This is a genomic window from Nostoc sp. ChiSLP03a (genome assembly GCF_034531215.2).
GTDB lineage: Bacteria > Cyanobacteriota > Cyanobacteriia > Cyanobacteriales > Nostocaceae > Nostoc.
Map to the genome: position 1 here is coordinate 1 of NZ_JAVRBQ020000152.1, position 11,523 is coordinate 11,523.

At 41.9% G+C, this 11,523-nt stretch carries 13 protein-coding genes; 6 read left to right on the top strand and 7 right to left on the bottom strand.

The genetic code is table 11. The features are described 5' to 3' along the window. Positions 1-288 precede the first annotated feature (288 nt). A complete protein-coding gene (gene msrA, locus RMY32_RS25710) occupies positions 289-957 on the top strand; it encodes a peptide-methionine (S)-S-oxide reductase MsrA (RefSeq protein WP_322711709.1) in 669 nt (222 codons plus the stop codon). A gap of 206 nt (positions 958-1,163) precedes the next feature. Here msrA and RMY32_RS25715 read toward each other — a convergent pair whose 3' ends face one another. Further along, positions 1,164-2,357 (bottom strand): serine/threonine-protein kinase, encoded by a 1,194-nt coding sequence (locus RMY32_RS25715; protein ID WP_322711710.1) that lies wholly within the window; start codon positions 2,355-2,357, stop codon positions 1,164-1,166. Positions 2,358-2,541: 184 nt separating this feature from the next. On the opposite strand from RMY32_RS25715, the gene RMY32_RS25720 reads away from it, so the two are divergent. Beyond that, positions 2,542-2,886: a type II toxin-antitoxin system RelE/ParE family toxin gene (locus tag RMY32_RS25720; RefSeq protein WP_322711711.1), complete on the top strand. Its 345-nt coding sequence runs from the start codon at positions 2,542-2,544 to the stop codon at positions 2,884-2,886. Beyond that, positions 2,873-3,193, top strand: a complete 321-nt coding sequence (locus RMY32_RS25725) for an addiction module antidote protein (protein WP_322711712.1) — start codon at positions 2,873-2,875, stop codon at positions 3,191-3,193. Before RMY32_RS25720 ends, RMY32_RS25725 begins: the two co-directional genes overlap by 14 nt. A 256-nt stretch (positions 3,194-3,449) precedes the next feature. On the opposite strand, the gene rfbB is transcribed toward RMY32_RS25725, so the two are convergent. The 5 genes from rfbB to RMY32_RS25750 all read right to left on the bottom strand — a co-directional run bounded on the left by rfbB (position 3,450) and on the right by RMY32_RS25750 (position 7,145). Then, positions 3,450-4,529, bottom strand: a complete 1,080-nt coding sequence (gene rfbB, locus RMY32_RS25730) for a dTDP-glucose 4,6-dehydratase (protein WP_322711713.1) — start codon at positions 4,527-4,529, stop codon at positions 3,450-3,452. A gap of 78 nt (positions 4,530-4,607) precedes the next feature. After that, the gene (locus tag RMY32_RS25735) at positions 4,608-5,603 is read right to left on the bottom strand and encodes a glycosyltransferase (RefSeq protein WP_322711722.1); all 996 of its coding nucleotides are present in this window, start codon (positions 5,601-5,603) and stop codon (positions 4,608-4,610) included. 7 nt (positions 5,604-5,610) lie between these two features. After that, positions 5,611-5,775 carry a histidine kinase gene (locus RMY32_RS25740; RefSeq protein ID WP_409883992.1) on the bottom strand — a complete coding sequence of 55 codons (165 nt, stop codon included), beginning with the start codon at positions 5,773-5,775 and terminating at the stop codon, positions 5,611-5,613. Beyond that, entirely contained in the window at positions 5,772-6,473 is a 702-nt protein-coding gene (locus RMY32_RS25745) for a DUF6391 domain-containing protein (RefSeq protein ID WP_322711715.1), read from the bottom strand. The genes RMY32_RS25740 and RMY32_RS25745 overlap by 4 nt, the downstream gene beginning before the upstream one ends. 408 nt (positions 6,474-6,881) lie before the next feature. Continuing rightward, a complete protein-coding gene (locus tag RMY32_RS25750) occupies positions 6,882-7,145 on the bottom strand; it encodes a helix-turn-helix domain-containing protein (RefSeq protein ID WP_292870113.1) in 264 nt (87 codons plus the stop codon). 363 nt (positions 7,146-7,508) lie between these two features. Between RMY32_RS25750 and RMY32_RS25755 the strand changes: the two genes are divergently transcribed. Both RMY32_RS25755 and RMY32_RS25760 read left to right on the top strand, forming a co-directional pair. Next, complete coding sequence (locus RMY32_RS25755) at positions 7,509-8,486, top strand: carbohydrate kinase (RefSeq protein ID WP_322711719.1); 978 nt, start codon at positions 7,509-7,511, stop codon at positions 8,484-8,486. 626 nt (positions 8,487-9,112) lie between these two features. Then, the gene (locus RMY32_RS25760; RefSeq protein ID WP_322694946.1) at positions 9,113-9,544 is read left to right on the top strand and encodes a DUF6006 family protein; all 432 of its coding nucleotides are present in this window, start codon (positions 9,113-9,115) and stop codon (positions 9,542-9,544) included. A 516-nt stretch (positions 9,545-10,060) separates the two neighbouring features. Here the strand turns inward: RMY32_RS25760 and RMY32_RS25765 are convergent. Next, positions 10,061-10,738, bottom strand: a complete 678-nt coding sequence (locus RMY32_RS25765) for a polysaccharide deacetylase family protein (protein WP_322711720.1) — start codon at positions 10,736-10,738, stop codon at positions 10,061-10,063. 380 nt (positions 10,739-11,118) lie between these two features. Here RMY32_RS25765 and RMY32_RS25770 point away from each other — a divergent pair. Then, a partial coding sequence (locus tag RMY32_RS25770; RefSeq protein ID WP_322711721.1) for a calcium-binding protein occupies positions 11,119-11,523 on the top strand: 405 nt, incomplete at its 3' end.

Sequence of the window (11,523 nt, forward strand, 5' to 3'; positions counted from 1 at the left end):
CTGTCGCCTGACGATAATGAGCCAGTAGTTCTTCCGTACTCATGTGGTTAACGATCGCAATCCGTTTCGGCATAAGACGTAGATAGATACACTGCAACGATCCCAGCTTTATTATAAGTATTTATCCGAACTTGATATTACGCACTGAAAACTTGAAAGCTTGATCCCCCCTAGCCCCCCTTTTTAAGGGGGGAATCTTAAAAGCCCCCTTTTTAAGGGGGTTGGGGGATCTCTTCTGCGTAAGTCCTACAATAGTAAATAAGGTAAAGATATATATCATCAAAATCAATGGCACTATTCGGATTTGGCAAAAAGTCAGTTATGCCCACACCTGAAGAAGCTTTGTCAGGAAGGGCACAATCTATGTCAGTACCCGCAGCTCATTATGTCAACAAGAATCCCTTAAAACCTCCTTTTCCCGATGGATTAGAGAAGGCAATCTTTGGCTTGGGCTGTTTTTGGGGTGCAGAACGCAAATTCTGGCAACTTAAAGGAGTTTACACCACCGCAGTCGGTTACGCTGCTGGTTTAACACCCAACCCCACTTATGAAGAGGTATGTAGTGGGCGAACAGGTCACAATGAAGTGGTGTTGGTTGTGTTCGATCCCAAAGTGATTAGTTATGCCGAACTGCTGAAAGTCTTTTGGGAAAGCCACAATCCCACCCAAGGGATGCGCCAAGGTAATGATGTTGGCACTCAATACCGTTCGGGAATTTATGTATATTCCGAAAATCAAAAGCAGTTAGCAGAAGCATCGCGGGAAGCTTATCAACAAGCCCTCAACAGCGCAGGTTATGGCAAGATTACCACAGAAATCTTGGATGCGCCGGAATTTTATTATGCCGAAGCTTACCATCAGCAATACCTCGCTAAAAATCCTAACGGGTATTGTGGTTTAGGAGGGACAAATGTTTCTTGTCCCGTGGGTGTAGTTGAATCGCAAGTTAGCGGTTAGGAATGGAGTTGGTGGGGTAGTCAACTTAACGTGAGTTCGACGACGAACCTCTCCCTGCCTTGAACTAAAGTTCAAGTATGTCCCTCTCCGATTCGGAGAGGGACAATTTATTTTGCAATATTTTAGCCTTGATAAGTAGAACGATGTGGAAAAACCAAACTATGTTAATAAAAATTAGATAGACTCAAACTCTCTTGCCTTCTGCCTTAAAATACAGCTTTGAGCAAAGCGATCGCTCGCACCCATAACATAATACTAATGGGCGCTCCAAGTAGAATACCAGCGATCGCCCAGCCTCTCTGATGGGCTTTGAATTGTTCAATACTGCGCCACTGCCTACTTTTCCAAGCCCATTCATTGCCTTTTGCACCAAGTGCGATCGCCATTATCCACCAAGCATTAGGTACAAAACAGAATAAACCATACCACACTTGATTCGGCCACATCCACAACCAAGGCATCAGAAAAGCGCCCCAATTCCAACCAAGAATTTCCTCTGGAACTGTTTCATTCTGATTATTGATCCCGCATCCAGAATTGTTGATTATTTCTTTTAGCGGCAAAAGCTGATTCTTATTTGGAGATTTGACAGTCAGTCCTGATTTGAGGGCATTCAGTGCAACGCTAGCATTAGTAAATCTTTGTTCGGGAGCGGGTTCTATCAACTTTTGTAACCAACTGACAAAACTGGGACTGAGGTTAACTCGGTCTGTAAATTGCAGTCGCAAATCCTGCTGGGGTAAATCAGAGGGAGAAGTCCCAGTGAGCAAATGAATCAAAGTCGCTCCCAGTGCATATAAGTCTGAAGCTGCAACCGCCCGACCACCAAATTGTTCCATTGGGGCATAACCATAAGTACCGACAACGGTAAAGGTAACGCCTTCTCTTGCCGCTTTATCTTGAACTGCGCCAAAATCAACTAAATAAATCTGATTATCTTCGCCCCAAATTAAATTACTCGGTTTAATATCTCTATGCAATACTCCAGGATTCAATTCATGTAGATAGGTGAGAATATTTAAAACCTCAACAGCAATTTTTCTGGCTCGCTTTTCACTAAACCTTTTGCCAACAGCAAGTTTATCCTTAAGCGACTCACCAGGGATATATTCTTGGATTAAGCCAAACCAAAGTGTGCGATCGTCGATACAAAAATAATCTATATATCGAGGGATGCGGGGATGATTTAGCTGTTTAAGAATTTGTGCTTCCCTCTCAAAAAGTTTCAGGTCATCCCACTGTACAGTACCGCCAAAGGCCAAAAGTTTGACCACAACGGTCGAATTTTCGCCATCAGAGGCTTGTAAATCCAATGCTTGCCAAGTTTGACGAATTCCATTGTTGCCGAGTTGGCGCTGGATTTGATAACGATCTTGTAATATTTGTTCTGGTTGCAGCATCTGACACCTGCTGGCAATTTACGTTGATTTGATTCCCTTATATTCAAGGATAGTCATTATCTAGAAAAACTGTGGGAGCCTGATAATTTATTGAAAGCAGTTGAAGATTTCAACTTTGGGGTTCTCTAGAAAATTAATGCGAATTATTGTTCGCATATGTTATAGATAACAGTAAAGATTGAAAGTGACCAAAGAAGCACAACCAAAACAGATTATCATCTATGCCAATCAAGACGGTTACGAGCCGTTTGCAGAGTGGATCGATAATTTACGCGATCAACAAGGAAAACGACGCATCCTGCAACGTCTACGCCGCCTTGAACAAGGCAATTACGGCGATGTTGCGCCGATAGGAGATGGTTTGAGCGAGTTGCGAATGTTCTTTGGTTCTGGTTATCGCGTCTATTTCGGCGAAGATGCTGAAAATATTGTTGTCCTACTCTGTGGAGGCGACAAAAGCACACAGAATCAGGACATCGAGGATGCAAAAGCTTACTGGAAGGAGTACCTAAGCCGTGAGAAAATTTAGAACACTTGATGAATTTGAAGAAGAGTACTTGCGTAAGCACCCGGAAGAAATCGACGATTATTTGACCGAGATATTTCAGGAATATGCAGAAGACAACGATTCCGGCGCGTTGTTAGCATCTTTGCGCGTCGTTGCCCGTGTACGGGGAATTAGCGAGATAGCCGAGCAAACAGGCATGACACGCCGGGGATTACAAAAAGCCTTATCCAGCAATGGCAACCCGCGCCTTGAAAACGTCAATTCCATCATGAAGGCGCTGGGATATTGTCTCACGCCACAAAAAATCATGCCTCCAGCCGCAGAGTGAATCACATCAGTAGTTATCGATTGTGACACTATTGTGTGCAGATTACGAACACTAACTAGCAACTTACGTTAAAAAACATAACTCATTGATTTATGCAAATAAAAGTAGATGCAAAGACTTTAAATTCTAGATGAAATTTCATAAGATTGAAGACAACATAATACATATTACTTACAGAGCCAACACTAAATCAAAAATTTAGTGTTGGCTCTGTACCCATTCTTTAATTACGAATTACGAATTAGTAATTATTTCGTCAACGTTCATTTGTAGATTGCAGATAATTTTTGCGATAGTAAGCTTGATATTCTTCAGACAGCAGAGGTTCCCACCAATCACGATGATTGAGATACCATTCAACTGTTAAACGTAAACCCTCAGCAATTGTTACTGAAGGTGTCCAACTAAGCTGAGTTTTAATTTTGTTCGCGTTAATTGCATATCTCCTGTCATGTCCCTGTCTATCCTTAACAAAAGTAATCAACTGCTTGGCTGGATGTACTGGTAAATCAGGTGCTAATTCATCCATCATTTGACATAAAAGTTGCACGATGTTAATATTTTCCACCTCATTATTGCCACCAATATTGTATGTTTCTCCTGGTTGACCGTGATTGATTACCACATCTAAAGCACGGCAATGATCGCCCACATAAAGCCAATCCCGGACATTTTTACCATCACCATAAACAGGTAATGGTTTCCCGATCAAAGTGTTGATACACATCAGGGGAATGAGTTTTTCGGGAAACTGATAAGGCCCGTAATTATTAGAGCAATTTGTGATAATCGTTGGAAGTTGATAAGTATGATAATAAGCACGGACTAAATGATCGCTACCCGCTTTGGAAGCTGAATAAGGACTATTGGGAGCGTAAGGTGTAGTTTCACAAAAAGCTGGGTCATCTGCGCCCAGGCTACCGTAAACTTCATCAGTAGAAACGTGTAAGAAACGATAATCAAATGGTTGTGCTTTCGCTTCCCAATATTGTCGAAAAGCTTCTAGTAGGGTGAAAGTTCCGACTACATTAGTTTGCACAAAAGCAGCTGGCCCAAGAATCGAACGATCGACATGAGATTCTGCGGCAAAATGGGCGATGGTATTAATATTTTCTGTTGCTAATAGGTTGTCTATGGTGAGGCGATCGCAAATATTTCCCTGCACAAACCGAAAATTCTCTTTTCCCTCAAAGGGTGTCAAGTTCTGACGATTTCCCGCGTAGGTAAGCGCATCCAACACCACCATGCGATCGCCTGGATAAACCTGACACCAATGATGGACAAAATTTGCCCCAATAAACCCCGCACCCCCAGTAACTAATAACCGCCGATTCATTCAATTTCCTCTCTTCTCTCTGTGTTCTCAGTGTCTTGGCGGTAGCCTGCGGTAAGCCTCTACGCGTCTACGTTTCTATTACTTAAAATATTTCTTCCTCAACTTCCCGTATATCTTCTGAGCAAGTAATTTCGCCATCCGTGTTTTCGTCAAACTTTTAATATTAGATGGCTGCTGAGTCTTGTGATCGAAAAACTCATTTAACTCATCCAGAATAACTTGGAAACGCTTAATAATATTTTCAGTCCGATGCTCAACTAAAAAATCTTCAGATAATTTAAAAACTACTGAAGATTCAATCACCTTCATAATACGTTGGACATCATACTCTTGGGAATATCCAGCAATTTTATAACAATTAAATCCAGGGTCTAAGTAATCGGCTAGTCCACCGTTGACACTAGAAAACACTTGACAACCACAAGCAAGAGCTTCCATTGGTTGTAGACCAAATCCTTCACTAACACGCTGTTGTGCCCAGTACTCAGCAGAATCATAGAGGTAAACCTTCGCTCGGTTGAAGAGTCCGGGTAAATCCTCTACATAAGAGTCAACAACCAATACTTTACAACGTTTTTGCAACGCTGGAATCAATTCTTTAATTAAATATTCCGAAGACTTCCGAGCTTGAACTAAAACATCAATATCCCGTTCCAACCCTAAATTTTGAAACTCATCAGAGATTTGATTGGGCAAATAATAAATCAGAGAATTGGGTGATTTTTCTCCCCAATATCCCATTGTATAGCGGCTAACAGTCATGATTGGAATACTTGCAGGTAGCCTAAACGAATAACCTGGACTATGTGCATGGTAAACGACATTATATTGCTTAAGTTTAGCCACGAGTTCAGCTATATGAAATCCCCAACTGATGACAAAAATTACATCATTTAAATTTTTCTCTTTTAGCAAATCATCAATAAAAAGCTTATCTTTTTCCCGTTGACGGTAAGTTACAACTTCAGCACTACAGAAATTCTGAGCTAGATTAAGTGCTTTTAACTCAGCCCAAAGACCACCACAGGCAAATTTGCTATCTGTACCGGGAAGTAAGAAGTAAAGTTTTCTCATAATTTTTTTAGGGCATTGGGTATTGGGTATTGGGTATTGGGCATTGGGCATTGGGCATTGGGCATTGGGCATTGGGCATAGTTAAAGAATCAATAGTTTTTCTTCCCCTGCTCCCCTGCTCCCCTGCTCCCCCTGCCTCCCCTGCTCCCCCTGCTCCCCCTGCCCTTTTCATTCTTGCCAGCCCACTTTAACAAAATGTGCCTCACGCCCCCAAACGTCACGGGTACGGGTAATATTTTCAATTGCTAGGTTAAAAGGAATAGCGGTTGTTAGGTAACGCTGTGCTATGGAACCTAAATCAGGTGCGAGTTCTGCGGCTGTCGTCGCTGCTAACCCCAAACCTATAAGTTGCTCGATTGGTCGAAATGGAAGCAACAGATGCACACCGACAGCTAGTCCAGCTGTTAAGAGCATTGCTACTGACAAATTTGTGCCACAACGGGGATGTACAGCCAAATCCCATTCTCCACTGGTGATGCGATGTCGAGCAAGTGCGATCGCACGCCGCAAATCACTAATATTTACTTCACCGTAGAGGTAGAATCCCCGATCGGTAGATAAACCGCCTAATAGTTCATTATCTAGTTGAACGTTAGTGGCTTGTCCTGTAGCAGGATAGACGCTTTTTGATTCGCTAAGAACCCAAACCGTAGCATGTTCTAAAGCATGAACCTGCCGCAGCATCAAAATTTCTTTCAACCCTGGAATAAACGATAGCTGTCTGAGTAAGTCGGCATCTTGTGTGGGTTGGGGAAAGTCTGAAGATTGGTCTTCCAGACTTGGAACTTTCTCAGATACAGGTATCGTAAAATCAAAGTTAAAAAATTCAAAGGGAGACCAGCTACCCTGAAAAGAAGCGGAAGTATTCATTGAAATACTACTCCCAAAGCCGATGGGGCAACATAGATTTCTTTCAAATGTAACGCTTGCACCACTGAATTATTGCTAATTTTTGTAGATGATTGTTGTGTTAGGGCATGGGGCATGGGGCATGGGGCATTGGGCATTGTAGATGCTTCTCCCCAGTCCCCAGTCCCTAATCCCCAGTCCTATATCTGTTTTGCTGAATTTGAGAAGGAATTCCGACCTTTTTAGTTTCCGAGTCCGAGGGTCAGCTGGCTCCACTTACATAAACTCCGGCTGAGTGAAGGACTCGGAACTTTTGGTAGAGTGTTCACACTGAAAACTTAGGCGTAAGGAGGGGAACAATCAGTAAAACTCAAAATTGGCTTGTAATTTACTAGACCAAAGCAATTAAGCTTCTACTAGTAAATTCGTTTATTCAATCTGGTTAGGTAGAGTACAGCAATTGACATCATTCAAACAGACTTTGCCCCACTGTAAAGCCCAGCGGACAAGGGCTACTCGATTATCTGTCTCAGTCTTGGTGAGAATATTACTGATATGGTTATCAACTGTACGCTTGCTAATCTCCAGTTTTGCTGCAATCTCTTGGTTAGTTAAGCCAGCGGCTACTAAGTCGATAATTTGCAGTTCTCTGTCTGACAGACTAACGGGGGTCTCAGACTTGCCACCAGCCATGACTATTTCTATCCTCCCTTGGTATATGTACTTAATCGCTCTTTCTAATTCTAGAAGATTCTTTTCTTGGTAGGGGTTTCAAGTGTTAGCAGTAATATGATTGTCAATATTTTCTTTGGATTTCAAGTTGCTAAAAATCTAAACCACGCTAAATCTTATGTAATAAATATAGCTCATTTTGACAAATATATTATTTAAGCACTGAGATAAAATAAGCGGGAATTAGAAGCACATACACGCTATAAGAGTAGTAAAAATTGCTATTTAATTCTATGAAGGACTGGCGACAGATTAGCAAAAACTATTGTAGATTTTATACTGTAAATTCCTAATCCCAAATCGAAATCTAAAATTGAAAATGAGATGAGCAATCCCCGTGTTTTGTGCCTTGGTGAAATTTTGTTTGATTGTTTAGCCGATCAATTAGGGCTAAAGCTAGAAGAAGTGAAATCTTGGACTCCCTACCCAGGAGGAGCACCAGCTAATGTAGCCTGTGCTTTAGTCAAGCTGGGAATATCAGCGGGATTTATCGGAGCTGTTGGCGAAGATGAGCCAGGAAATGCACTAGTTAAGCTATTACAAGATGTAGGTGTAGAGACTACGGGAGTACAACGTCATCCCACAGCACCAACGCGGCAAGTTTATGTTACACGGGATCTGGCTGGCGATCGCACCTTTGCCGGATTTGGTCAGTACGATACCGCAGAATTTGCCGATACTCGCTTGCAAGCTAAACAATTGTCAGATTCGCTGTTTCAAGAAGCAGATTTTCTGGTTTTGGGTACTTTGGAATTAGCCTATCCTGAAAGTGAAGCGGCAATTCACCGCGCTTTAGAGTTAGCAGAACATTACGACTTAAAAATTGTGCTGGATGTCAACTGGCGTCCTGTATTTTGGAAAGAGCCAAACATCGCCCATCAAAAAATTCCAGAATTATTTAAGCGAGTTGATTTCCTCAAACTCTCCAAAGAAGAAGCTGAATGGCTATTTGAAACCGCAGATCCCGGAGCCATTACTTATCGTCTAGCTTCGATTGAGGGGGTACTGGTGACAGATGGGGAAAACGGCTGCACTTATTGTCTGGGTGAGAACGAAGGCAAATTACCCTCGTATTCAATCCCTGTAGTTGATACAACTGGTGCAGGAGATAGCTTTTTAGCAGGATTCATCCATCAACTGAGTAAGTATGGTATCCACAGCTTGCGGGATGCAGAAACAGCAAAACGCATTGTCACTTATGCCAGCGCTGTTGGGGCACTGACTACTATTAAACCAGGTGCGATCGCTTCTCAACCTACTGCTGCTGAAGTCGAAGCTTTTCTCGCCACACATCAACTCTAGGAACTAGCATAAGCCACTGGGATATCAGCCTTTAGTAGCTGATACTCCAGACTGGAAAATGTAAAAAAATCTTCATGCCATTCTGCGGTCATATTAAACAATAAACGCAGTTGAAGAGTTTTTAGTATTAGGTTAATGCAATCAATTTTTACTTTTAGAAGTTTTGAATTATCCTCAGTAGACTTCTTGCAAAAGTGGGGTTAAAGGGGAAAGGATGGAATTTTCCCTTACCCTTTAACCTTTCACATGCACCCCAACGTCAAGGCAAAACTTACTTTTGCAAGATATCTAGTACATCAGAGAAATACACTTAGGTCAGATAGATTTTAAAATTCGTTAGCTAAATACAGCAGAATTCAAGAGTAAAACACGCTTTCTATCTGCGTAACAGACGAATCGTTGTGTACCTCACTTTATTTGAAATCTGCTGTATAACAGTTCACCCGTTTGTAATTGATTAATCCGTTCAATTGTACAAACAGGAAGGTGTCGCAGTCTATGCACAAAAAATATGAAATCTTTACACTTTTATGATCTGCATAAATAGTAATACTGATATCTATAAGTGAATAGAAAGTGTAAGCGAATAGAAAGCATAGATTAGCTTAAGGAATTGGTGAAGCATTATGAAAAACATCACAAAATGGCTTTTGGGCTTGGCGATTGTTCCTGCAAGTTTGGTATTGGCATCTAGTCATGTTAAAGCCAGTCAAATTGCTGGTGAGTGGTTCTTTGGTCTCTGGGATTGTAATATTGACGGTAGACCAGCGAAAATGCAGTGGAAAGTAGTCGATGACCCACAAACTAGTTGTAATGGTAATGTTTGCTCTACTACTTCTGGTGTCCGTCTCGTCGGGCGGTTTAGTGATAACGGTAGTGCGTGGGTTCCTCTAGGAAAACGTTTTTCCAGCAGACAAAAACAGGATTTAGGTATTCGTTATTTAGGTGCAGAACAAGATAACTGGTATCTCAAATATAATAGTCGTACTAAAATAGCAGATGGTTGGACGACATGGCGGGGTAAGCGCTATCCACTACAATGTCGTAATCGCAGATAAACATTTGCTATGCAAAATATGTAAATAAGCGATCGCTAAGTTTGAGTACTAAACACGCCAGTACGACATTTTTATTTAACTTGACAGGCTAATACTTTAACGTGAGTTTCCAACGAAAGCGCACCTACGGGAAGGGCGAAAGAAAACTGCGTTTTCTTAGGAGTTCGATGAACCTCTCCCTCCCAACCTCCCTCTCCCACGGGGAAAGGGAGGAACAATGAAAAATTAGGGTTTTGGCTCCCCTCTCCGTGTCGGCTACGGTGTATACACAAGTCCTAAAATCATTGCCTGGTAAAATACAAGCCTTGGTAGGCAAGGTTTTGAGTTCAGCGAACTGATTATCAATAGTGTCAGTTTATTGATAGAGTCATAACGGAAAATCAAAGATTTTAAAAAAAATTTTCCGTTGTTTTTCGTTGATTTGATTGCCAACTCGACTTGTGTATACACCGTAGCTCCGTGTCGGAGAGGGGTTGGGGGAGAGGTCAAAAAAGGGCTTGTCGGACTCACGTTACTTTAGTTAGCCTGAGTTTGCTGCCACAGAGTATCAACAGTTACAAACTTATAGCCTTGTTGTAGCAGTTGTGGAATGAGAATTTGAATTGTGGCAGCAACATCTTCTCCACCGCAAGCACCATCGTGCAAAACAATTATTGAACCATTTTTGACCTGCTCTATAATTCGCTGTACCACAGTGGTGACACCTGGGCGCACCCAGTCTTCAGGTACAACGCTCCACATAACTGGGCGGTAATTCCACTGGGAGAACAATTTTAAAGTCGCAGGTGTAAATAAACCATTGGGGGGACGGACATCTCGCACTTGTTGAGGTTGCAGGTTGCAGGCATTATAAATGGCAGCTTGGGTTTTTTCTAAACTGTCCTTCAAGTCATTTGGGGAAAGCATAGGAAAAGAGCGATGATCGTAGCCATGCAATCCGATCCAGTGTCCGCGATCGCTAACGGCTTTAGCAATAGCTGGTGAACGGTTGACGCAAACACCCAACCAAAAAAAACTCGCTGTAATCTTGTAACGATCTAACACTGCCAAGACTTCGGGTGTGTATTGCAGATGGGGCCCATCATCAAATGTGAGTGCGATCGCTTTAGAACCTGGATTTCCAGCCCAAAGGCAGTTAGGAAAACTTGGCTGGAGAATGCGGTAGAAAATTGGGAAGAGGGGAGCTAGCTGCATAAAGTTTTTTCTTTTTTCCGTAATCTTGCGTAACTACACTGATTACTTAATATGATGATGTCAAGCGCGATTCGGACGCTTAACAATCTTATATCTAGAACTTACACGCTGTACAAATGGACAGTTATATGAATTAGCACTCATTGTAATGTTAGTGAGTTTTTCCCTTGTTCTTATTTCCAAGTTGGAAATGTAGTTTCCATCACAATCTATTCCTGGCTAGCTGACTCAACTTATTTTTTAGTTGTTAGCTCAACAGGAAATATCGTAGTCACAGAAGTAGGGCGGAAAAGAAAATTACAGCTTTTTCATATAATTGTCTTTTTGGCAAATTGTAAGTCCTGATATTAACAATTACTCTTTATTCAGGATAAACTCTCATGGCAATTAATTTTTCTGGAACTAATGGCAATGATGTTATCTTCGGCAGTAGTGACAACGATACCCTCAGAGGCTTGGATGGTGATGACAAACTGTTTGGTGGTAATGGCGATGACTTCATAGATGGTGGCTTTGGCTTTGACACCATTGATGGTGGTGCTGGAACTGATACCACATCTTACGCTTTCTTCTCTGGCCCCATTGATGCCAATCTCTCCACTGGTGTAGTTAGGTTTCCGGGAAATTCTACTCTCACAGATATCCTAGTCAGCATTGAGAATTTAATTGGTACAGCTGGCAACGATACGATTGTTGGTAATGATGCCAATAATGTTCTCAGTGGTGGAGCGGGTAATGACTTCATCGATGGTGGCTTTGGCTTTGACACCATTAATGGTGGTGCT